At 41.4% G+C, this 23,585-nt stretch carries 19 protein-coding genes and 3 tRNA genes; 14 read left to right on the top strand and 8 right to left on the bottom strand.

Annotated elements, in window-relative coordinates:
- Positions 1 to 848 precede the first annotated feature (848 nt).
- The gene (locus DI060_RS19325) at positions 849 to 1,601 is read right to left on the bottom strand and encodes a putative Ig domain-containing protein (RefSeq protein ID WP_167837004.1); all 753 of its coding nucleotides are present in this window, start codon (positions 1,599 to 1,601) and stop codon (positions 849 to 851) included.
- Between the two features lie 7 nt (positions 1,602 to 1,608).
- Between DI060_RS19325 and DI060_RS18985 the strand changes: the two genes are divergently transcribed.
- Positions 1,609 to 1,926: a hypothetical protein gene (locus DI060_RS18985; protein ID WP_167837003.1), complete on the top strand. Its 318-nt coding sequence runs from the start codon at positions 1,609 to 1,611 to the stop codon at positions 1,924 to 1,926.
- 390 nt (positions 1,927 to 2,316) lie between these two features.
- Here the strand turns inward: DI060_RS18985 and DI060_RS12650 are convergent, their stop codons facing one another.
- Positions 2,317 to 5,175 (bottom strand): fibronectin type III domain-containing protein, encoded by a 2,859-nt coding sequence (locus DI060_RS12650; protein WP_108977202.1) that lies wholly within the window; start codon positions 5,173 to 5,175, stop codon positions 2,317 to 2,319.
- 434 nt (positions 5,176 to 5,609) lie between these two features.
- Here DI060_RS12650 and DI060_RS12640 point away from each other — a divergent pair, with 434 nt between their 5' ends.
- The gene (locus DI060_RS12640) at positions 5,610 to 6,671 is read left to right on the top strand and encodes a DUF4352 domain-containing protein (RefSeq protein WP_108977198.1); all 1,062 of its coding nucleotides are present in this window, start codon (positions 5,610 to 5,612) and stop codon (positions 6,669 to 6,671) included.
- Between the two features lie 206 nt (positions 6,672 to 6,877).
- Here DI060_RS12640 and DI060_RS12635 read toward each other — a convergent pair whose 3' ends face one another.
- Positions 6,878 to 7,900, bottom strand: coding sequence for a rod shape-determining protein (locus DI060_RS12635; RefSeq protein ID WP_108977196.1), 1,023 nt, complete (start codon positions 7,898 to 7,900; stop codon positions 6,878 to 6,880).
- Between the two features lie 153 nt (positions 7,901 to 8,053).
- On the opposite strand from DI060_RS12635, the gene DI060_RS12630 reads away from it, so the two are divergent.
- Positions 8,054 to 9,655: a Ppx/GppA phosphatase family protein gene (locus DI060_RS12630; protein WP_108977194.1), complete on the top strand. Its 1,602-nt coding sequence runs from the start codon at positions 8,054 to 8,056 to the stop codon at positions 9,653 to 9,655.
- Complete coding sequence (locus DI060_RS12625; RefSeq protein ID WP_108977192.1) at positions 9,652 to 12,204, top strand: SpoIIE family protein phosphatase; 2,553 nt, start codon at positions 9,652 to 9,654, stop codon at positions 12,202 to 12,204. The genes DI060_RS12630 and DI060_RS12625 overlap by 4 nt, the downstream gene beginning before the upstream one ends.
- On the opposite strand, the gene DI060_RS12620 is transcribed toward DI060_RS12625, so the two are convergent.
- Positions 12,193 to 13,668 (bottom strand): leucyl aminopeptidase, encoded by a 1,476-nt coding sequence (locus DI060_RS12620; protein WP_108977190.1) that lies wholly within the window; start codon positions 13,666 to 13,668, stop codon positions 12,193 to 12,195. The genes DI060_RS12625 and DI060_RS12620 overlap by 12 nt on opposite strands.
- A complete protein-coding gene (gene bcp, locus DI060_RS12615; RefSeq protein ID WP_108977188.1) occupies positions 13,665 to 14,138 on the bottom strand; it encodes a thioredoxin-dependent thiol peroxidase in 474 nt (157 codons plus the stop codon). Before bcp ends, DI060_RS12620 begins: the two co-directional genes overlap by 4 nt.
- On the opposite strand from bcp, the gene DI060_RS12610 reads away from it, so the two are divergent.
- Positions 14,137 to 14,622: a hypothetical protein gene (locus tag DI060_RS12610; RefSeq protein ID WP_439956918.1), complete on the top strand. Its 486-nt coding sequence runs from the start codon at positions 14,137 to 14,139 to the stop codon at positions 14,620 to 14,622. The two genes, bcp and DI060_RS12610, sit on opposite strands and share 2 nt — an antisense overlap.
- Positions 14,623 to 14,629: 7 nt before the next feature.
- On the top strand, positions 14,630 to 16,102 hold the full coding sequence (locus tag DI060_RS12605; RefSeq protein WP_244594394.1) for a potassium/proton antiporter: 1,473 nt from the start codon (positions 14,630 to 14,632) through the stop codon (positions 16,100 to 16,102).
- A gap of 2 nt (positions 16,103 to 16,104) precedes the next feature.
- Here the strand turns inward: DI060_RS12605 and DI060_RS12600 are convergent, their stop codons facing one another.
- The 3 genes from DI060_RS12600 to DI060_RS12590 are packed head-to-tail and all read right to left on the bottom strand — an operon-like array spanning position 16,105 to position 19,055.
- The gene (locus tag DI060_RS12600) at positions 16,105 to 17,124 is read right to left on the bottom strand and encodes a hypothetical protein (protein ID WP_108977186.1); all 1,020 of its coding nucleotides are present in this window, start codon (positions 17,122 to 17,124) and stop codon (positions 16,105 to 16,107) included.
- 7 nt (positions 17,125 to 17,131) lie between these two features.
- Positions 17,132 to 18,514, bottom strand: a complete 1,383-nt coding sequence (locus DI060_RS12595; RefSeq protein WP_108977184.1) for an APC family permease — start codon at positions 18,512 to 18,514, stop codon at positions 17,132 to 17,134.
- Position 18,515: 1 nt separating this feature from the next.
- Positions 18,516 to 19,055 carry an LIC10415 family protein gene (locus DI060_RS12590; protein WP_108977182.1) on the bottom strand — a complete coding sequence of 180 codons (540 nt, stop codon included), beginning with the start codon at positions 19,053 to 19,055 and terminating at the stop codon, positions 18,516 to 18,518.
- 176 nt (positions 19,056 to 19,231) lie between these two features.
- Here DI060_RS12590 and sppA point away from each other — a divergent pair, with 176 nt between their 5' ends.
- From sppA to DI060_RS12550, 8 genes are all read left to right on the top strand, one after another.
- Positions 19,232 to 20,194 (top strand): signal peptide peptidase SppA, encoded by a 963-nt coding sequence (sppA, locus tag DI060_RS12585; protein WP_108977180.1) that lies wholly within the window; start codon positions 19,232 to 19,234, stop codon positions 20,192 to 20,194.
- Entirely contained in the window at positions 20,191 to 20,799 is a 609-nt protein-coding gene (locus DI060_RS12580) for a hypothetical protein (RefSeq protein ID WP_108977178.1), read from the top strand. Before sppA ends, DI060_RS12580 begins: the two co-directional genes overlap by 4 nt.
- Positions 20,800 to 21,540, top strand: coding sequence for a 5'/3'-nucleotidase SurE (gene surE / locus DI060_RS12575; protein ID WP_108977176.1), 741 nt, complete (start codon positions 20,800 to 20,802; stop codon positions 21,538 to 21,540).
- A gap of 10 nt (positions 21,541 to 21,550) precedes the next feature.
- Entirely contained in the window at positions 21,551 to 22,588 is a 1,038-nt protein-coding gene (locus DI060_RS12570) for a poly(ethylene terephthalate) hydrolase family protein (protein WP_108977174.1), read from the top strand.
- 13 nt (positions 22,589 to 22,601) lie between these two features.
- A complete protein-coding gene (locus DI060_RS12565) occupies positions 22,602 to 23,273 on the top strand; it encodes a tetratricopeptide repeat protein (RefSeq protein ID WP_108977172.1) in 672 nt (223 codons plus the stop codon).
- 60 nt (positions 23,274 to 23,333) lie between these two features.
- Positions 23,334 to 23,405: transfer RNA gene (locus DI060_RS12560), tRNA-Pro, on the top strand.
- Between the two features lie 17 nt (positions 23,406 to 23,422).
- A tRNA-Arg gene (locus DI060_RS12555) sits at positions 23,423 to 23,496 on the top strand.
- A gap of 14 nt (positions 23,497 to 23,510) precedes the next feature.
- Positions 23,511 to 23,582: transfer RNA gene (locus tag DI060_RS12550), tRNA-His, on the top strand.
- Positions 23,583 to 23,585: the final 3 nt, after the last annotated feature.

The raw sequence follows: 23,585 nt of genomic DNA, 5'->3' as shown, positions 1-23,585 counted from the left end.
GCTTGGTCTTTTATTTGGCTTGGTTGAGGTTCTAAATTCAAAAAAATATAAGGATTTAGGTAATAGATTTCGACACATGTCCATCAAAATATGATTGATTCGAATGCTTTCTTTTTGCTCACATTCTTTGCGCTAAAGCCTCTCAGTCAAGATCGAAGATTATTTAGTGTGGTCTATGAAGTATGCAAATAGTCTTAGAAGCGAGTTCCCATTAAATTACGTTTGGTGCCAGCAGCATCGTCTTGTTGCAACGCATAAAATCCAGAATAGAAGCCCGATTTTCGCAAAACAATGTAAATTGTAAAAGGTAGACCAGCTTAAAAGCGATTATATTTATCTCTTTTTCGTTTTTTGAGTTTTTCTAAATATTCGTTTTTTGAAAGATCACCTAATGAGAGTCGATACAGCAAAAGACAATATAAGTATAATAGAAAAAAGTAAAAAATTGAGACAGGTTTTGTCCTGATTAAAATAAAAGTTCGAGGCCCCAATGTGAATAAAAAAATAAAAAACAGTATGAGAGGATATACTATCCAATAGCGAAACACCAAATCAGGATTTGCTAAAAGCTTTCTAAATTTTTCCCGATCCATGGATTCAATCCTTCTGTTGTTTTTAGAAAGTAAAATCTAAAATTTTCAGACAATCCAATTTTCGATGATAGTATTAGATCTACTTAAAAATCAAAGATACACAGAAAACGATATTTTTGCCGATTATGAATCTGGATTTTCTTTCTTCCTCCATAACTTAATCCAGATAAAGTTTCCAAGAAACTGGCGATGTAGGCATTAGCGAAAGCCAGTCCATTTTTTTCCGAACGAGGATTCTTAGGCCTTTCTGTTTCTCTAATATTGGCAGCTGCCGGTGGGAGCTGACTGTCTACAGGTCGAAAGACTTCCATAGCACAAAGAAGATGCATTGCAAGAAAAAGGTGTCGAAACCGAGCAACCAGACGCAGTGCCAGACGTATTGCATGTTAAGTCTGCGACTGTATGAACCCGAAATGATAGAAGATTTGAATTTGCATTCCCCGCAGAGTTCGTACCTCTAATGGTAATTGAATTCGTGCTCGCTGTTCCCGGAGTTGTTCCTGTTATTGCTCCTGTAGATGTATTAAGGGATATGCCTGCAGGTAATGAGCCAGAGGTAAGCGAGTAAGTAACCGCGCTAGCCGATGTAGTAGTGGGCGTTATACTCACGGATGTACTCACTGGGTAATATAAAAATTGTCCAGAATAAACTATTGATACTGGGACTATGGTTAGAGAGGTACTGTTGGAAGTAATACTACCAGCAGAATTGGAAGCTGTCACGCTATAAGTTGTGGCACTTTGTGCCGTTGTAGGAGTGCCACTGATAACACCAGTTGAAGAATCTAGTGAGAGCCCTGCTGGAAGAGCAGGTGATATGGAAAATGTACAAGGTACACAACCGCCTTTCACTATAGAAACCGAAGTCGAAACTCCTATAACGTAGGTTGAAAAAATTGCGGAAACAAAGGTTGGTGGAGAGGGGTTAATCGTTATATCAAAAGTTGTTGTCTGTGATCCAGCAGTTGTATTTGCAGTTAATGTGTAAGTTGTCCTCGGCTGACTCATAGTGGGTATGCCAGTAATCGTTATCGTGGAAAAGCTTGTTTCTGTAGTTAAACCGCCAGGTAGGCTCGGAGAAATCGTGAAGTTTACCGAGGAAAGGTTTTGTGCGCTCACGCTACAGAATAATGCGGGCATATTTGTTCCGACTCTCAATACAAGCGAAGTGGGTGTCGATGAATTTGAGCATGTAACAGGAAAGTTTGCATTTGTCGAAGATGAGGATGATCCTCTTCCAGAGAGCAATGCTACGAGAAACGTAGTCGAACTGTCACTCTCCGAATTTGAATTAGAACAGTCCGAAGAAAGTATAGTGAAAATTAGTATATAAATTATTTTGCGCATAACTGTAAACATGTCTCAAGCTCTACTGACAGACAAAATATTTGTCAATATTTTTCTGTAAGGTGAGAAGCCATTGATTGGAAAAAAGGGCAGGCAAACCTATGTTCAGTCGAACCTCGATGATCATTTAGGCCAATGGGTAAAATTTGATCCAGGTTAATTCAATATTAAAGTAATTTGCCGAAACGAACCCTATTTTCTCTTATCTTAGTGGATTTTGGGATTGTTTGGGTCTAGGGGGCTCTCGTTAGAACGGACAGACTTTGGTATGGTTGGGTTCTAAATCGAGGCTGTCATCTCTAGATGCAGAATCTAACAAGGGGACCAGTGACTTTTTGTTGAATGGCCTGGCCCCTTGCTAAGACACAAGTATGGCTTAGAAGCGAGTTCCCACTAAATTACGTTTGGTGCCCGCGGCTACGTCTTGTTGCAGCGCATTCCATTCGGCATCAGTTTTGAAGCCGACATTACCCGATGCTGTCCAGGTCACAGTTGGGTTCCATACCCGTTTGTAGAGCTGGCCATTTGGCCAAGGATCGTTAAAAAAATAATTCCCATCGAATCTGAGAGGCATACCTATATCAGCTGTCGTCCAAAAGCCATCTCTGATGCCCGCGTAACCATTTTGCTCCATCAAATAATAATCTGTGACTGGAGGATTGTACAACTGAACTTGCATTCCGTTTGTATCTGGAATAAGTCGGTATGTTGATGATACACACAAATTATTTAAAGGTCTTTGATTACATTCAGTAGGAGTCAAGTTTGATTCCAGTTGACTGATTCGTTCATAATCCACTCCCTCCACAGGTACAGAGTATACGTAACCTGCAGGAGTTGCATATTCATAGCTAACATTCACATAGCCAATGTAATCTGCATAAAGTGTTGTTGTCTTCGCCGAAAGTTTATTAGTTCCCCCACAAACTCCTTTGTCATCAGTAAACGTGAGTTGGAGAACATAGTTTCCTGCGACGTCGGGAGCAAAGGTTGCATTGAGTGTATTGGCTCCAGTAATGTCTGCAGAAGTCCTTGCTGAAGTTGGTGGCTTATTTAACAAAGTCCAAGAATATACATAATTATTGGCATTCGCGGCACAGGCGATGGCATCCGGATCGCTGGAACTAGAACCAGAAAAAAAGACAGGATTTCTGTTAATTGTGGTCAGAACATTCACAACGGAGACAACAGGAGCTTGGTTAGCCCTCGCCGTGGTAGCAGTCGTCAGTGAATTCCATTTGCTGTAGTTACCTGACTCATCTACGGCTACAACACAAAAGTAAAAGACGGTATTGTCAGCAAGATTGGAAACGGTGAATGTAGCAGGGGTACCCGCGGCAGTGGGCGTCACATTGTTTAGTATTTCGACTGCACTTCGGCATTCATTATCATTGGTAATAGGTGATGTAGAACGATAAATTTCATAAGCGGCCGGGATTCCCACATTAGCATCATCGCCAACAGAAACCCAGTCTAGTTTCACCTTATCTATACCAAGCGATGTGGCAGATACACTCACGATATCAGAAGGTGGAATGATGTCTGGTACGCTTTGAGTTGTCGCGGATACTGTTCCTGCCCAAGCGTTGATATTTCCAGAATCATCAAAGGCCCGTATGCAAAAGTAATAAGTAGTATTAGGTGAAAGTCCTGGCACATCGAATCTTTCCGGTAAACCAGAGTTTTTTGGAGTTAAGCCATGATTGACTAGCACGCCGTTGCAATTTGTGTTATTGCTAATTACTGTTGTGGAGCGGTAGATCTGATATATGGAGGCACGTCCAAACACTCCATCATCGCCAGGTGCAGTCCATTCTAAACGGATTTTGTTTTGAGATATGGAATAGGCACTGAGATTGGTGATGTTATTTGGTCCACGAGTGTCCTTAACTATGACGGTGGCTGTTGCATTTCTTGCTCCTACGGTAGCAACGACACCAGCGGTCCCTGGATTTGATGGTTGGAATGTACTTGGCGCAGTCGCGGTAAGCATAGATCCTACTGGATTTCCATCTAATGCGATTCCCGTTGCTGAATAGCTTGCGTTTACATAACGGTATTGCCCACCTAGCGAAGCCATGGCGCCAAAAATTACTTTTTCGGAAATATCCATGGTTACGATGGCAGGAAAGATTTGTAAGCTATCGATGTTTGGATTTGCCTCACCATTGGGAGTATAGTCAGAAGAGTTTGGGATACCATCTCCATCAGAATCAGTAGCGGCTCCCACATCACTCGCATTCGTATCGCTCCTTCCATTGTCTCGTTCCCAAGCACATAGGAGACCATCGTTGTCCTGGTCACGGTCGTAATTGGCAATGAAAATAGGATCATTGGAGCTAGCAGGGTATTTAAAAATCGTGCTTGAGGGAACAAAACTTGTCTGACCGTTGGAATCAGTAGCAGTTACCTGCATCTGGATACCGGAGGAAGCCATAGCTTCATATGGGATATTTGCAGTGTACCAATTAGTTAATCCCTCTCGAGTCATTTGGATAGCCGCCGCACCTCCGTTATTCGGTCCTGTTATCAAATACACGTGCACAGTATCGCCATCTGGATCGATGACTTGTGTACGGACCATATAAGGTAGATAAGCACAGCCTGGCTTGAAATAATAATAGGCACCTGAATTGATAGGAGGTTGGTTTCCGGCTGGTGGAGTTGCCGTACCGAAAATGGAGAAAGTCTCGGTTGAAAAAACAACCTTATCGCCTTCAACTTTTGATTCATGAGCGGTCCAACTTGGAAAACGACCAGCATTGTCTATAGAACTGGTAGAACTAAAGGAAAATCCTAAACTCTTGGATTTGACCAAATTTAAACCTTGGATAGATGTTGTGTTCAATGCTAAACTAACATTGACAGGCTTTTTAAAACGGTAAGACGGTAGCAATTCGTAAGCATCACTTGTCGGAAGGAAACTACCAGGAAAGACGGAGCTTTCAGGAGTGATTTTACTGATCGTAAAATTGATCGTTTCGTCCACTGCCCCGGCAGGGATATCGATCGTGATGATTCCGTCTGAAGAACGGAGAGTTGTCCCAGCGCTTGTGACCTCACCGCCTCCAACAGGTTCACCAGCGGAAATACCATTAGGCGATGCTCCACCCAAAGCTAAAAGAAGAAGACCAGATCCATCGGAACCAGCATTTACCTTCGTTTTGTCAAAAAGTGAGGAAAGGATACAATTTGTATAGAGTAAGAGTAGGGGAAATAAAATAATTCGCTTCATCGTTAGTCCTTGTTAGCATTTCAATTTCAATTATTCTGGCAAGTATAGAAAAAAGGCGAACGAATTGCAATATTTTTAAGCACTAACAAAAAAAAATGAAGGTCGGATTTATATGTCCTTCGTAATTTTTTTGACATTAAATGATCGGAGAACGGACCATATAAGGTAGATAAGCACAGCCTGGCTTGAAATAATAATAGGTACGTGAATTGATAAGAGATTGGTTTCCTGCTACTGGAGTTGCTGCAACGAAAATGGAGAAAGTCTCGGTTGCATATTTAATCTTGTTCCTGCAATAAGAATATCGGTTATTATCTTTTCGATCTTTGGAAGATCTGGATAAGCATTAAGATTAACAATAAGAAGTAATTTTCTTGACCATACTCCGATGTTCGAATGACTATAGCCTATTAATAAATTAAGGGAACTTCCAAATGTACAAGTTTTTTTCATCCACATTTTGCCTCCTTGTTTTTGTTAGCTTATTCATAAATTGTGCCTATTATTCTCTTCCAGGTGAGTTGAATGGAAGGAATCAAGTCATGGGGAAAAAAACTCTAGGCATAGCGCTTACCAGAATGGAAAACAACGGGATTTCTATTAAATCGACTGCAGAATCTTTACCTTTAGCAGTCATGAGAACAATCGCTGAAAAGAATAAATCAAGCGAACAATTTACATTTATCGATACGATAGGAGATGGTAGTCAATTTGATTATTCGCAGGAATATCTAAAAATGAACAAAAGGGATATTCTAGAATTACAATATAATTATCAGCAAAAATCGGTAAATCTCCTAATGAACATTTTAGGATTAACAACCTTAGGAATTTTGCCTCTCAAAAAAACATTCCAATTTAGCGTGGTTCCGATCATCTATGATAGCAATGGAAATGCGTATCCATTAAAACCCATCGACTCACCAACGATAGATGAGTGGAGAAGCTGGCTACTTTTCCCTTTTGGTTCCAGTAAGTCAAAAGAGATTGATTACATTCAATATGTTCTTTCAGAAACTATCAATTCTGCGCTGGAAGAAATTGAAACTAGAAATATAGCTATCTCCACCTTCAGAGGTAACTATAAAAAATTAAATCTTCCCATGAGACTTGCCCATACGGATACCTCTATCTGTGACGTATTAGTAGATTCAGCTAATAGATCTTATATGACCGCGGGAGTCGGTAACAAAATTTGTAGAGTGGAACTTTTGTTTCAGAATAATACAGATCGAATTTTATCGATAAGCTCTCAAAATTTTAGACTTGTTGTAGATGGAAAAGAAGTTCCAGCTATGGAGAGTATTTCTGCCGAGAATAACCAGTTTAAGACACTTTCGAGCTTTGTAAGTTTGAAGCCAAACTCGTCTGGTTGGTATCCTGAAATGATTGTTTACTTCAGCATTCCAAGGTCGAGTAAACCGACTCTATTACGTTATGTAGATAAAGAACTTTCAGAGAACCCAATTGAAATGAAATTTACCGTAAAAAATTAATCTTTGTACTTTCATTCAATAATTTTTTAAGAGGTCAGATTCTTTTTTTGATACCCCCCCCCCCCCCGCGCCCCGGATCGCAGCGGAAATCCTTTGCGTAAGCAAAGATTGGAGCGGAGAGCCGGAAACGTGCGCCCAAAAAAAAAAGGGAACAGATTGTTCCCTTTTTCTCTTTGGATGAACCGCCATGAGAGCGGAATCTTGATTTAGTGGATGCCTGGTTTGATGTACTTCAATTCGTCTAGGTAACGACCTGTTCCTAACACAACGCATGTTAGCGGGTTTTCAGCACGGAAGACCGGCACACCTGTTTCTTTTGTGAGGTAATGTTCCAGTCCACGGAGAAGGCAACCACCGCCTGTCAAAACGATCCCTCGTTCCACAATGTCTGCTGCCAGTTCTGGTGGGGTGCGTTCCAAGACAGATTTGATTCCGTCTAGGATTTCGTCGGTTGGTTCTTTCAGAGCTTTTCGGATTTCGTTGGAGTCTAGTTCCAAGGTGCGAGGGAGACCAGAAATGGCATCACGGCCTTTCACTTCCATAGTATCCACTCGTTTGTCCGCAAATGCATTGCCAATGGTAAGCTTGATGTCTTCCGCTGTTCTTTCCCCTACGACCAAGTTGTACTGGTTACGCAGATACTTAACGATGGCGTCATCAAACTCATCTCCACCCGTTCGGATGGATTCTGCGATCACCATACCACCAAGAGAGATCACGGCGATTTCGGTTGTACCACCCCCGATATCTACGATCATGTTCCCTGCTGGTTCATGGATAGGAATATTGGCACCAATGGCTGCTGCCAGGGCCTCCTCAATGAGGAAGATTTCACGGGCACCGGCTTGCTCTGCCGATTCGCGAACGGCTCGTTTTTCCACCTCGGTGATTCCAGAAGGAACCCCAATCACGATGCGGGGTTTGACGAAGGTCGTGCGGTTGTGCACCTTAGCGATGAAGTATCGAATCATTTTTTCGACGGTTTCGAAGTCGGCGATGACACCGTCTTTCATAGGCCGGATGGCAACGATGTCCCCAGGTGTCCTTCCGAGCATCCGTTTTGCCTCTTGGCCAACGGCCAAAACCTTGCCAGTGGAAGCCTGGACTGCCACCACAGAAGGTTCCGAAAGGACAATTCCCTGGCCTTTTACGTGGACGAGCGTATTGGCCGTTCCGAGGTCGATGCCCATGTCATTCGAGAAGAGTCCATAGAGGTTATCAAAAATCATAGTAAGTCCTGGTGAAAGAATGAAAACGGTAGGAAACTTGGGAGATCCTTTCGGAAAACCACCGTAATTGAATAAAACTACCTGTTCCCAATAATTTTCGGCTGGATTTTGCTTTCAACCGTAAAAATTTTCTATACACTTTGTAAGACCAAAATGATACCACTTGGACAAAGATTTAAGAGCCGTTTACAAGCAGAATCCAAAGAACGAATCCTAGCCGCCATCGACTTAGGCACCAACTCCTTCCACATTGTCATTGTCAAGGTCCGTTTAGATGGCACTCTTGAGTCACTCACAAAGGAAAAAGAGACCGTACGATTAGGAAGCGGTAGCGCGGATTATGCGGTCATCCAAGAAGATGCCTTCGATCGAGGCATTGCTTGCCTCAAACGATTTAAGACTCTAGCAGATTCTTACAAAGCAGACATTCGAGCAGTCGCCACTAGTGCGTTACGTGAAGCAGAGAATCGTGATGTGTTCTTGAGACGTGCCGAAATAGAAGTCGGTTTAAAGATCGATGTCATTTCAGGCAATGAAGAGGCGAGGTTGATTTACTTAGGAATCTTGCAAGGTTTGCCTTTGTATGAAAAAAGAATTCTAATGATAGATATAGGCGGAGGAAGTACGGAACTTCTTGTGGGAGAAAAAGGAGAAATTCTATTTTCCAGCAGTTTAAAGTTAGGTGCTATTCGGCTCACCGAAAAATTTTTAAAAAAAGATCCGATCACAGCCTTAGACCTGCAAAAATGTAAGATACATATTGAATCTGTGCTCTCTGCTTTTATCCCACAAATTGAACCTTGGAAGCCATTTACCGTTGTGGGTTCTTCGGGAACGGTTACTTCATTGGCTTCGATGATTTTAGAAAAGGCTGGGGAGAAACGAGAGCGTTTGAATGGTTATGAATTTCGTTATGACCAATTCAAAGAGGTAAAAAAACACCTTCTCGAAGCGGACACGGTGAAGAAGCGATTAAAATTACCTGGCTTAGAGTCAAAAAGAGCAGACATCATAGTTGGTGGGCTCCTTGTTTTGGATGAAGTCCTACATCGTTTAAAGGCACAGTCTGTAACAGTCTCTGATTTCGCCCTCCGTGATGGGATCGTGTATGATACCATTGAATCCTACTTTCGCCTTGAAAGCTCACCTGTCCCGGAACTGGGCAATATCCGAGAGAAGGCGATCAAAACAATCGCCAATTTATACCCAAACGGAAAGGCGCATGCAAAGCAAGTCACTTTACTCACATTGCAATTATTTGATGATTTAAAGGATGTACATAAATTAGGTGGTGTAGAAAGAGAATACTTGGAGGCGGCTTGCCATTTGCACCAGGTTGGACTTTGTATCTCTCACCACTCCTACCATAAACATAGTTATTATATCATTCGGCATTCGGATGCGATGGTTGGTTTTTCAAATGCTGAAATCGAAATCATTGCGCTAATTGCAAGGTATCATAGAAAAGGTGGTCCAAAGCAAAAACATGAAGAATTTAAAGTCCTTCGACCAGAAGACCAACTATTGGTAAAAAAGTTAGCCGCATTGCTGCGGATAGGTGATGGTTTAGATCGATCAGAAACATCGATACTGAACTCTGTTTCTGCAAAGGTTATAGGCAATCGAGTAATCTGTGAGTTATTTCATGACAAAAATAAAGATCCACATTTAGAACTTTGGTCAGTCGAAGAAAAGAAGGACTTGTTTGAGAATACCTTTCCTTTTCAGATTGAATTTGTGAGTGTAATGAAATGATATACAAGCTTCTCCTGGCCATTGGTGTTTTTTATTCTCAAACGCTTTGGGCACTTCCTGTAGATTTAACCAAGGATTGGTACGTAACAAAAAATTGGACAGAAGAAGACCAAGTATCTCCCTCTTGGGTAAGCTTAGCAGAATTGCCCATTGCAAATGCATTGAAAGATATTGACTTCGGTTCCGATTCGGTGCGTCGGATAACAACGATACGTAAATTCCAAATTAAAGAAGAAGATTTCCAGGCAACACTTTCCGATGCATTTTCTTTGCACCTTCCCTATATATCAAATGTCCACCGAGTCTTTATCAATGGGAAACTAGTACACTCGCAAGGTGATCTGGACGGAGAGCATATCAAAACGAGTGGATATAGAAGGCATATCATTGTGCCCATCAACCGTAACGATTTGAGGATAGGGGAAAATGTTCTTAGGATATGGATTGCATCGGAATTGGGAGAAGAGTGTACAATTTATAAAACGATGAATGACATTCCAGCAAAGATTGACTTTGCTTCGGAAAACCAAAAGATCAATGAAGAGTATTTTACCTACATGCTATTGTTTCTGTATCTCTTTGTAGGGATCTACCATGGTTTATTCTATTTGAAACGAAGGAATGAAGTCTATAATCTTTATTATGCGATGTTTGCCGTCTTTTTATCTATTTATATGGTTTTTCGTTCGCAAGCAGTCTATTATTTAGGATTGGAGCCATATCTACAAACTAGAATCGAATACGTTGTGGTTTTCTTTATTCCTGTTTGGCTCTTATTGTTTATGGATGTGTTTTTCTTGGGGCGTTTGAGTCGTTTTGCCAAAATTATATTTTCGGTGATTGCCGTTGCCGCTTTCCTTCAGTTTTTTGTAACTCGTTCTATATCAGGTAAAATTCTCTTAACTTGGCAATTTACTATCCTGATTTTAGCAATTTATTACATTTATTTGATTATTAGATCAATGATTTCTCGCAATAAAGACGCATATCGTATGTTAATCGGTATGGTTATGCTACTGATCTGCGGGGCTTGGGATATCCTTGGTGCTACAGGGCTCCTTCCCTTACAAAACTTAAATTTGCTTAGGTTTGGTTTCCTAAGTTTTGTGCTCGGGATTGCAGTCGTATTGGCAAATCGTTTTTTACGTGTGCATAGACAAGTAGAGATATTGAATGAAACTCTGGAAAAGAAAGTGGAAGAGCGAACTCGGGAGTTGAAAAATACATTGACCAAAGTCCAAGAGTTAAAAATCCAACAGGACGGAGATTATTTCTTAACATCACTTTTGTTAGATCCTCTTTCTAAAGCGATTGTAGATTCTTCAAAGGTACAAATACAAACATTTACAAAACAAAAAAAAGAGTTTGAGTTTAAGGGCAAACGCAAAGAGATCGGCGGAGATATCATCATCGCAGAAAAGATAGAATTGGAAGGAAAGTCCTATATTTCTTTTGTGAATGGAGACGCCATGGGTAAGTCCATCCAGGGAGCAGGTGGTGCTTTGGTTATGGGAGTTGTCTTTCGGTCGGTTCTCAAACGCACCCAATCTAAGGAAGAATACCGAAACAAAACACCCGAAAGGTGGTTAAAGGATTGTTTCATCGAACTTCAAAGTATATTCGAATCCTTTGACGGGACAATGCTCATTTCTGTTGTTATGGGTTTGATCGATGAGGAGAATGGACTTCTTTATTTCACAAACGCGGAGCACCCTTGGACAGTTCTTTATAGGGATGGTGTTGCTGAATTTTTAGAAAGAGAATTGGAACTTCGTAAAATTGGAACGAGCGGTCTCAATGCAGAGATTCGTATCAAAACTTTCTTTTTAGAGAGAGATGACGTGATCTTCATAGGCTCTGACGGAAAAGATGATTTAATCCTGGGAGAGACTGAAACGGGCGAAAGGATCATCAATGAGGATGAAACTTTGATCCTACGCGAAATCGAAGAAGCCAAAGCTGAACTACCAAAACTTGTAGAGATTTTGCAAAGAAAAGGTGAGTTCTCTGACGACTTAACCTTGATTCGCATCCAATGGTTAGGTGATACATCGCAAGTAAGAAAAAAAGATATTTTAGAAGTAGGGGATAAGACTTTTCCAGACTATGAATACAAAAAAGCGATCGAATCTGGTTCCTACCAAGAAGCTTGGGACAGGATCCAATCTCTTCTTCTTTCTGATTCCTTGAGTTCAGATACAAAAGTTCACTTAAAGAAAGAGGCAGCAAGGATCGCAATCCTCAGAAAAGAGTTCTCTGAAGCAATTCAACTTTTAGAAGAAGTCCAACCTTCGTTATTGTATGACAACGAAGTCCTTTTGCATTTGAGTTATTCATATCGTAAAGTTAAGAATGTAAAGAAAGCAATTGACTTAGCGGAAAAGATTCGAGCCCGAGATCCCAAACACTTTCGAAATTTGAGCCACCTAACGGAATGTTATCGATTGATTGGAGCCAAAGAAAGAGCCGAGAAGATATTGGCAAAGATGGCTACCTTGGATCCAAACCATCCACAGGTAGCCAAACTAAAGACTTTGTTAGGAAGCTAAGATATCCGCAAGTTCCACAAGCAATCGGACCCCATATCCTGTAGGTCCATTGCCTTGTGTGCCCGATGATTTTTTTCTCCAGGCTGCACCTGCGATGTCAATATGGGCCCATTCTATTTTTTCATCTACAAACTTGGAGAGAAATACGGCAGCGGAGACCGTACCACCACCCTTTCCACCACCAGTGATATTTTTCAAATCGGCGATATCTGACTTAAGGTCCTCACCAAATTCATCCCAAAGAGGTAGTTCCCAAATGCGGTCGTCTGATCGTTCAGATGCCATTTGCAAAGCTTCTCGCATGACTTGTGATTTTGTCATCACTCCGGCAGCTTCATGGCCCAAGGCTATGATCACCGCACCAGTGAGTGTTGCCAAATCCACCATATAATCCGGCTTATACTGTTTGCTGACATAGGAGAGAACATCTCCTAAAACGAGTCTACCCTCTGCATCCGTGTTTTGGACTTCGACGGTTGTTCCATTGTACGCAGTATAGACATCGCCTGGTTTGATCGCTTTGCCATCTGGCATATTTTCAGCAACACCGATAGCCGCAATGATATGTATGGGTAATTTTAACGCTGCGATGGCGGCGATTGCATGTATCGTTGTAGCAGCACCGCACATATCGTACTTCATTTCATGCATTTCTGCAGCAGGTTTTAGAGAAATGCCACCTGTATCAAAGGTTAAACCTTTGCCAACGATAGCAAATTTACGTTTTGCTTTGTTTGGTTTGTATTCCAGGACAACCATTTTCCCTTGTAATTCGGAGCCACGGCTTACAGCTAATATGCCACCAAATCCTTCTTTTTTCAGTTGCGGTTCATCCCAAACTTTTACATTCAATTTGAATTCTTTCGCAATCTCTCTAGATCTTGCTACAAAATCGTCAGGTGTAAAGTAGTTGGCAGGAAGGTGGGCAATATGCCTAACTCCGTTTAGGTGCCGTGCTACAACCAATCCCTTTTGGAATCCTGACTCAGCTTGTTTGGCAACTTTTTTGTCTTCAAAGAAAAGATATACATCACCTGGATTGGTTTTGTCTTTTTTCTTTGTTTGGAGTAAGCTAACAGGATAGGACCCGATTGAGATACCATTGATGATTTGGTAGGCAATTCGATCCGCTGCAAATAACTTTGAGATCTCGGTAGATATTTCAATCTCAAGTCCCATTCCATCCCATTTGATGATCCTTTCTCCATATTTTAGAAAGAGACTGGCAAACTTACGAAAGACCAATTTTTCTTTTTCGCCTAAACCTACATAGATGATGCGATTGGCTTCGTCTTTCAATTCTTGGCCAAAGTCGCCAGTGAAGATTTTGCTAGAAATTTGAGCCGCAAATCTTTGGTTTAGCTCTTCACTGATTTCTTTTTGAAATACAAATCGTACTAAATAATGAGAGGCACCTTTGGCCTTTCCCAAGTGAAACGATAATGGCAAATTTTCCACTTTCATTTGAGTTCCTGAATGTCTTTGATGATTTCTTCTACGTGTCCTTTCACCTTCACACTGTCATAGATTTTTTTAATTTTAAGAGAAGAATCTAAAAGAAATGTGGAGCGAACTATCCCCATTGCCTTTTTGCCCATAAAGGTTTTTTCTCTCCAAACCCCATACTTTTCGCAGATTTCGCCGGTTTCATCAGAGATCAGGTCAAAGTTTAAACCCTCTTTTTCGATAAATTTTTGGTGAGATTTCGTAGTGTCTTTGGAGATTCCAATGACGTTGTATCCCAACTTCTTCAGTCTCTGGAAATTATCTCGGAAATCACATGCTTCTGTGGTGCAACCGGGAGTCATATCCCTTGGGTAAAAATACAATACAAGGCCTTCCTTCCCTACCAAATCAGCTAGTTTTACCGATTCTCCTTGTGCATTTTTTGCTGTGAACGTGGGCGCTTTTTTACCTAATGCGATCTCTGCCATGCGATCTCCTCTTTTCGATTTCTTTCTTTTTAGACAAAAATCTGTTGTAAAACAGGGAAAATCTAGCGATAACTTAGGTATGGACATAAAAGTGAGAGCACAGTTGATCCGAGAGGGGAACCAAGCCTTCAACGCGGGCGACATCCGCAAGGCAAGGGAGCTCTTTCTCAAAACTGGCTACCAGGATGGGCTCATCCGTCTAGGGGATCACTTTATGTACGAGCGAAAGCTACCAATGTTAGCTTTTGGCTATTACAAAAAAGCAGGAAGACAGGACAAAGTGGATGAGATCTTCCAAAGAATGCTCATGGCTTTGTCGGAGTGGTTGGGTAAAGATAAAGTCCAATTAGAAATGAAACCTCCAGGGCCTAGTAAAGCTCCCGCCAATTCAGAAGTTCCCACACAAGAACTGAACCCAGATGACTTTCGTGTACACCCCATTCTCCGAGCCAAAGCCTTACAAATCCTAGGCAGATCGGAGTAAGAACCATTTGGATCCGATTGATCAATTTACATTACAGGCATTTGTATATTCAGCTTTAATTCTCTTTTCTATTTTATCTAGTAAACTATTCTTTCGATTTGGTTTCCCTATCCTTTTGATTTTTCTCACCTTTGGTATGTTAGCTGGTACCGATGGTTTCGGTGGGATAGAATTTAGCGACTATGGCTTAGCCCAATCCATTGGTGTCTTTGCATTGATGTACATTTTATTTTTAGGTGGTTTGGAAAGTGATTGGGATGCGATAAAGTCAACACTCTCGATCAGCATGAAGTTGTCTATTTTGGGGACAATCATAACTGCTCTTGTACTTGGACTATTCATCCATTTATTGTTTCCTGTACTCGGATTTTTGGAATCCTTTCTACTTGGCTCCATAGTGAGCGCCACCGATGCAGCCTCTGTGTTCAATATATTCAAAACTGGCGGTTCCAATCTACAAGAACACATCAAAAAGATCATTGAATTTGAGAGTGGATCAAACGATGCCATCGGGGTTTTATTGACTTCTGTTTTTTTAAGTTTAATCACAAGCGAAGGCACAAACCATACTGGTTGGTATTTTGTTCGGTTTTTTTTCTTTCAAGTGATGATAGGGGTCTTAATGGGATACGGCCTCGGAATGGTATTTTTGTATCTCATGAATACCGTCAAACTAGGATATGACGGTCTTTATTTGGTTTTTATCACTGCATCTGTTCCCTTTATCTACGCTGTCACTACGATGTTTCAAGGGAATGGATTTTTAGCCGTTTATTTGGCTGGTATTCTGATTGGAAGATTTCCCTTCATTCATAAGAAATCTATTTTTCGTTTTCTAAATGGTTATGTATGGATACTCCAAATCGGTATGTTCCTTTGTTTTGGTTTATTGGTATTTCCTTCTCGTTTGGACAATCTATGGTTACCTGGATTGACAATAGCCGTTTTACTAATATTAGTCGCTAGACCGATAGCTGTCTTTCTCTCTTTATGGCGTGAACCAGTCACTCTAAAAGAGAAGTTGTTCATCTCTTGGGTGGGACTACGCGGTGCCTCTCCCATCATTTTAGCTACCTTCCCTGTTGCTCAAGGAGTCGCAGGTGCGGAAATTCTCTTCCACGTGGTTTTCTTTGTGGTGCTTGTTTCTCTCCTTTTGCAAGGATCAACCATCCAAAAGATGGCTGAATATTTGGGCCTTTTACAAACAAAATCTGATAAATTGTTCCAACCAAAGGATTTTGATAACATGGAGTTTCCAGGAATGTCTCTACAAGAGTTTATCATTCCATATAACTCTCATGTGGTGGAAAAAGCACTCTATGAAATCAATCTTCCTAAAGATTCTCATATTCTTTTGATTGCACGAGGTGAACAATACCTCATACCATCTGGGAATACAACGGTGAAGGGAGGAGACGTGATTTGGATTTTGGCGAAGGATGAAGTTCTACCTCATGTAGGTAGAACTCTAATGCACTAATCTTAAAAACTGATATCCTTCGAGAGTCCAATTTGAATGGTGGAAGCCTCATATCTTTGTTTTTGGCTATACATAACATACTCAGTGAGAGTCTTTCTAGCTGTATCAGAAGACACTAATGCGCCACTTCTTCCAATGATAGATACAAGCACCAAATTTGTTCCAAAAGGAGCAGAGATTTGTGACTCGATCACATCTCTTTCAAAGGATACAAAAAATCGAAGGCTCTCAGACAATTTTAAACTAGTACCTAAGGAAAACCGATTTCCAGAAATTTTATAGGTTCCACTGGAATCATCAAAGCGATTGGAGATACCAGCACTTGCATTTGAAATCAAGTAACCCTCCGCTTCTTTTGTATACTTGTAACGTCCTGAAGATGTGAAAAAAACATTGTGAAACAAAAGAGCATCAAAATAAATAGTGAGGTTTGGCGTAATATCGTATTCCAATCCGAGTCCTAAAAATCCCGCACTATCACGATTGCTAATCTTTTCTTTGCCTCGTGTGATGGCTGCATCTACAGAATCATAAAAAAGATAAAGGGTATCCGTTTGTAAATCTTGGCGGATGGATCTATGAACAAATTTAGTAATCACGCGAAAATCTGGTAAAACTGAAATCACTGTTCCGAATGTAACTGAAATTTGTTGTTGGTTGCCTTTGTAGTTGAGTGTTTCGATTTGGCTTGTTCCAATCCGACTAGAAGGAAAACTTCCTTTTAGATCGGCAACATTCAAACCAAAGAGTAAATGTGTAAACAAGGGATTGCCTAAAGCTGCATAATAGTCTGCACCTAATCGAATCCCAGTTGCTTTGTTTTGGTCTTGCCAATTGGATTCTAGACTTCTCGCATATACCAAGTTAAAGTCTTGGTTTCGCCTTTCCCAATCAGAATTGTAGATACCTCCAAGACCTGCAAACTTCAGGCGCAGCGCAGATTTTTCTAGTTTTCCTGCTTCCGCATACACGGGTAGAGATAAAAAGACAAACAATAGACCAAAGAGTAGAGATTGTTTCATGAGAACTTTAGCTTACAAGTTCACGTTTGGCTTGTAAAACTTTTTTCTGGTGTTTGATACCATAATAAACAGGCAATGCAGAGAGAGTAATGGCAAGACCCCATAGCGCATTGGCAGGTTTTTCATAAAATAAAACAACCATCACCGCCAAATTTGCAGAAATATAAAACACGATCGGCCAAGGAAAGAAGGGAATCTTGTAATCAGACTCATAACCCAATTTTTGGAAGCGAAACGGTGTTGCTGCTGTTAGAGAAGAGAGGATTAAGATCGAGCAGGTGATCATATACAGAAGTGTTTCGATTTCTTTGATCCCTAAGAATAGAATGGCAATCGTTGCTTGGAAAAATATCGCGATGTAAGGACTTCTGTACTTTTCATGGACTCTGGCAAAGGATTCTATAAAGGCACCATCTCTTGCCATAGCAAAGTAAACTCGACTTCCTCCGATGATGATTGCAGAGAGAGAACCAAGGATGACCCAAGCTATGAATCCTGTTGTTAAAAGAGAAAGGTGGGTACCAAAAAGGTTCTGAAAGGCGATGGCACCGATCCCATCCTTTCCTGCAAGAGAAGAAGAGGGTGCGGAAACAAAGAATAGCAGATTTAAAGTAACATACAACCCAGTCACCATAAAACAAGCAGTCACTGCCGAACGAATCAAATTTTTCTCGGGCGATTGCACTTCCTCAGCTATATAGGTAATCATATTCCAGCCCAAATAAGAAAAAGAAACAGGAACGATACCAATTAACAATTTCGAAAAGAAAGAAAGACTAAAGATATCAGGGAAAGGCTCGTTCCATAGGAAAGACCAATTGGTATTTCCTATAGCAAAACCTATGCAGATGAATAAAACTAGGCCAATAATCTTGATTAGGGCAAATACATTTTGTACCCTTACCGCCGATTTGATTCCAAAATAGTTTAACAAACTGAAAAAAAGAATGGGAAGTATGCCGATCACAGTGGCTGTGCTGATTTCCCAATTAACACCTAGCATCTGATAAGTGCCCGTAGACCAATTTGGTATACTTGGGAAAAGGAGAATGACATACTTGCCAAAGGCTAAAGCGAGAACAGATATACAGGCTGAAAAATTTGTCAAGAGAGAGGACCAACCACTCATAAAAGCAAGAGCAGGGTTATAGGCAATCTTTAGGTATACATAATCACCACCTGCATAAGGAAGCAAACGAGCCGCATATGCATAAGTAATGGAACCCGATAGCGCAAGGAATCCGCCTAAACCCCAAGCTAAGAGCACAATCCATAGGTTGCCTGTTTCTTTTAATAAAAAGCCGGAAGTGAAAAAGATACCCGACCCAACCATAGATGAGAAGAGTAGGGAGATAGAGTCAAAACGATTTAGAGTTCTTTTGAGCTCCAGTTTAACCGCCTAAGAGGCGTTTCACAACATTTTCTGAAAGTGGTTTTTGGAAATTGGAGGAGAGGCCTTCTATCTTTCCTTTGAACTCTTCTGGGCTCAGGATCATTCCTAGAGAGAAAATGTTTTCGCCTTCGACTTCTTTTTTTCGAAGTTCTTGTGTTAGGTTTTGGATCTCACCTTTGGAGGTGCTAAGTGCAGATTGCCTATCGAGCGAAGTAGAGTCTCCGAGAAGTTCTGGAAATAATGGCTCATTCTCGAAGAGAATTTTGATTAGGTCTTCTTTTGCCGTTCCCTGGTCTTCCAAAATCCCGGCACGAGCTTGTTCGCGCGAAAGTTGTCTCTGCAATTCTGTGAGTCGTGTTTGGATATTGTGGTATTGGATGGGAAGGCTTACCGCAAAGTCACTTTGGCCAGCGGCATTAAGCTCCGTTTTTACGGAAGATGCCAAGTTTGGGTTGGCTTTATCAGTTTCTTTGGATTCTTTTTTATCCTGAACGAATCGTTCAGCTGAATTGAGAAGACGATTGATTCGAACATCCATGTCCCTACCTTCCTTTGGTCACACCTTATGTCACGCGCCTAGTGCGGACTTTCCTCTATGACTACCTATCCATTGTCGGATGGGTGGTACAAGGAAAATAATCATTTTTTTGCGAAAAAAGTAAAGTATTATTAAAGTTGACTGTGCTTTTTAGAGACATTTCCTAGAGATTCAACATGGAAAGAAACCAAGTCCTTCTTTTTTTCACATTCCTCCTCAGCATTACCGCTACTATCCTGGGCATAGCCCACATGGTGACAGATAGCGGGAATTTGAAGTTTTCCTCGGGCACGGGTGGGGGTCTTTTCCAAGCCAATGAAATTGGGGCGGTCGTCATTAAACTCTCGGGAGAGATCCATTCTGGCGAGTCCACCTATGATTCTGTAGGCTCAGATACCGTATTGCAAGAGTTACGTGAGCTTGAGGATGACCCAAATGTGAAAGGCATACTCCTTGAAATCAATTCCCCGGGAGGGACGGTTGCAGCTTCTCAAGAAATTTTCCAAGAGCTATTGCACCTCAGAAAGACCAAAAAGATCGTAGTTTCCATGAAGGACGTGGCCGCCTCGGGCGGGTACTACATCGCGGCCGCCGCCGATTACATCTTTGCTGAAAATGGCACCATTACAGGATCGATTGGGGTGATATCATTCAGTCCCAACTTCAAAGGACTTATGGATCGCTATGGTGTTTCCATGCGGACATACAAAGCTGGAAAATACAAAGATATGTATTCTCCCTTTCGTGACTCAACCAATGAAGAGGACGACATCATCAATAAACAACTTATGGACACCTATCGCACGTTTGTGGAAGATGTGGCCAAAGGCAGAAATAAAACTGTCAAATCCATTGAAGAATTGGCAGAGGGAAAGATCTATTCTGGCGATGACGCCTTCCGCAATAAACTGGTAGATGATATCGGCGGAAGGAGAGAGGCCCACGCAAAGTTGTCGGAGTTATGCCAATACGATGGTCTCATTCCTTTGTTTGAGAAACAACTCACTCCTTTTGAAAGATTTATGATGACCTTCGGTGCCAATTTTATGGGAGGTAGTTCTGCAAAGAAAGTGAGTCTGCTTCTTTCTTCCCCGGTATTGGTCATTCTTCCTACTTGGCTAGGTAAACTACCTTTATGAGAGATTTGTTCTACGATGTAGTCGATCTTCTAGAACTCCTTTTTTTTGAGCCTTACCGGTATGGCGAAGAGTTAAAGGAGATTCCTTTTGCTCGGAGAAAGATCAGCAATTGGTTGTTTTCTATTTTTGCTGCCCTTAGTATCTCTGCCGGTATGAGTTTGTTGTCACCACCATACACGATTTCTACGATCAGCTTTCTGCTATTTGGTTTCATCGCAAATCTCATTGTTTTGAGATTTTTTCCTTTTATCCAAATGCTTATTTTGGATTATTATGCGGTCTCCAAAGGAAGGAGCTCTCGTTTGTCTCACTCCCTTCAATTTGCAAGGCATTTGATGGTGGTCTATCTTTTGTTTGCGCCCACAGCACTTATCCTTGTTTCCTTTGGTGTATACGGACTTGGCTATGGATTGTTTTTACTTCTCATCAGCTTGTTTGTCTATCTATTCTTGTTAGCGAGAGGGACGAAGTATTTCTATGACTTAAAAGATAGGGATATTTACCGATTCGTATTTTTTTCTTTTCTCATCACTGTTCTTTTCCCTCTAATCTTTAACATGTACACTGCGACTACAATTCTGCAATCCGTGAGCGGGGGGTTTTAATTGAATATTCTCATCACAAACGATGATGGAATTTCCTCAGCTGGTATCAAGGCACTCGAAACTGTTTTAGGAAAAGAACACAACACCTATTTGATCGCACCCTTAAAAGAACGGTCAGTGACCTCCATGGCATTGACGGTATTCCAATCCATGCGAGTGGAAAAGGTCAATGAGAACCATTACATTGCGGATGGCTTTCCTGCAGACTGCGTGAACATCGGGCTCTATGCAGAGATTTTCCCGAAGATTGACCTGGTGCTTTCCGGTATCAACCGTGGTGTCAACATGGGTTACGATATGCACTACTCAGGAACTGTAGGCGCTGCCAAACACGGAGCTTTGCATGGAATTCCTAGCCTTGCCGTGAGTTCGGGTCGCATTGATCCAGAAGATGGATATATACGCGAGGCAAGATTGGTTTTAGACTTTATTCAAAAATACGGAAGTCTCATCCAAGCAGGTGAAATTTGGAACATGAATTTCCCTCCAGAAATTTCCGGGGACGGAGGGCTTAGTCAGCTTGCGTTTGTTAGACTAGGTAGGCGAAGGTATCACGAAAAGTATGAGAAAACTCAAATCATCGGTGGGGTCAGCGAATTTAGATTGAATGGAAGTTTGCTCGGCCATGACCAGGAGGCGGGGACTGACTTTGAAGCATATGACTTAGGAAAGATTCCCGTGACTCCTATACTCTTAGATCTGACCCATCATGTTCGCTTGGAAAAGCTAAAATCAACATAAGGATACCTGGATGTCAAGGCAACTCGTGAGTGTTTTCTCACTGATTATCATCTCTTTCTTTGTTCAATGTAAGGAAAAAGAAGAGAAAAGTTTTAATGATGTATTGTTGGAATCGATTGGCCTCTCGTTTGCTAGTAGCACAGGAAGGTGTGCCATCAACTCCTCCAACAATGCCTCTTATTTCTCAAAAGGCACAAGCCCAGCAGGTAGTCTTGTTGTCGTTGACCGTATCGATGCAAGGTTACCAACAGCTGGTTCAGTTGAAATCTACTACCCCAAAACAGGGACTGGTCCCTTTCCCATTATCACTTTATTCCCAGGAGGGAATGTTCACGGATCTTTTTATTCGCGTTATGCGGCAAGAATAGCAGCAGATGGGTATGTTGTATGGATTCCTAGCCAATGTGTTCCCTTCTTCACTCAGTATTTTTTGAAGCCTTCTTCAGCCGCAGGAAATGAAGTATTAGCATATGCTAAACAATTGCAGACCGATTCAACTTCCGCTTTGTTTGGTAAACTGAATACAGACTCCATGGCTTATCTCGGACATTCTTTAGGAGGTGTGACCGCCATCTATGCACTGAATGGCATATGCCAGGTTCCATTTTGTGATCCAGGCACTTCCTTTTTAAGTGAAGTAAAGGTAGCTCTTGTGTATGGAGCGGGATTGACTAATACCTTAGACCCAAACCAGATCCGATTGAATAGCGCAGGAAAGGCCACTCCCTTGGTCTTTTTGCAAGGGGCCTTGGATACTGCTTTTCCTCCACAAAATGCCCTTTCAAGTTATGAAAATTACAAAAGTATTAAGTATTTAGCCAATATTGATGGAATGAACCACTATGGGATTACAGATGTCAACAATCCTTTTGGAGCAAATGCAGAGCGTACACAAAGTACCTTATCCCAAGAAGAATCTATCACACGATTGGCAAATCTTTCCATTTTATTTTTGAATGCTTATTTAAAATCAAACACGGCAGATTTGACCAAAGTAAATGGAAATACAACAGGGATTACGGGAGTGACCATATCTAATTCTCTTTAGTAGGTGAAGGACTATGCCAGAGCAAATTGATTATTTGACAACAATGAATAAAGGCAATTATGCTTTGGCACTTACCTTATTGGATTCCGAGATCCAAAAGAAACCCAATGACCCTATTCTCTATTATAACTTCGCGATCTGTTGTTTCCAAACCAAAAATTTTAAAAAATGCATACATGTCTTAGATGACCTTATCAAGGAATATCCAAAATTTATTGAATTGGACAGTGCCTATCGCTTGAAGGTATTTGCCCTTATCGAACAAAAAGAATGGGTGGAAGCAGAAAGATTGATCCATGACCGTTTGCGTTACTCTGTTGATGATCCAAAACTTTTGAGTTTCTTAGCTCATATTTACGAGTATACACATAGATTGGAGGAGGCGATCGATATTCACAGAAGGATCTTACAAGCAGAACCCAATTACAAAAATAGCCTCAACTCTCTGGGTTATCTTTTGGCACTCAAAGAAAAACCAAGCCAAGCGGAAAAGATAGAGGCGCTGAATTCCTTAAAAAAATTGTTGGAGTTAGAACCTAACCACCCTGCCTACCTAGATTCTTTTGGCTTTTTACTGCAAAAATCAGGCAACCATGCTGGAGCTTGGAAGGCATTCCAAAAGGCATTGAAGCTAAACCCAAACCACCCGGTACTTCTGGAACGACTCAAGAACTTGAGAAAATAAAAACTCCCTTTTCTTGACAGCACCCCCTCTCGCAAAAAACTGGAGTTTCAGAACTTCATTCGGGATGTAGCGCAGTGGTAGCGCATCTGTTTTGGGTACAGAGGGTCGCAGGTTCAAATCCTGTCATCCCGAATCAGTTGGTTCTATCTGACCCGGTAGCTCAGCTGGATAGAGCAACTGCCTTCTAAGCAGTTGGTCGGGGGTTCGAATCCCTCTCGGGTCGTGTGCATTGATACGGTGGATGTAGTTCAGCGGTAGAGCCCCGGTTTGTGGTACCGGTCGTCGCGGGTTCGAATCCCGTCATCCACCCAC

The organism is Leptospira ryugenii (assembly GCF_003114855.1).
In the GTDB taxonomy this organism is placed as follows: domain Bacteria; phylum Spirochaetota; class Leptospiria; order Leptospirales; family Leptospiraceae; genus Leptospira_A; species Leptospira_A ryugenii.
This window is presented reverse-complemented; position numbering and strand designations above follow the sequence as displayed.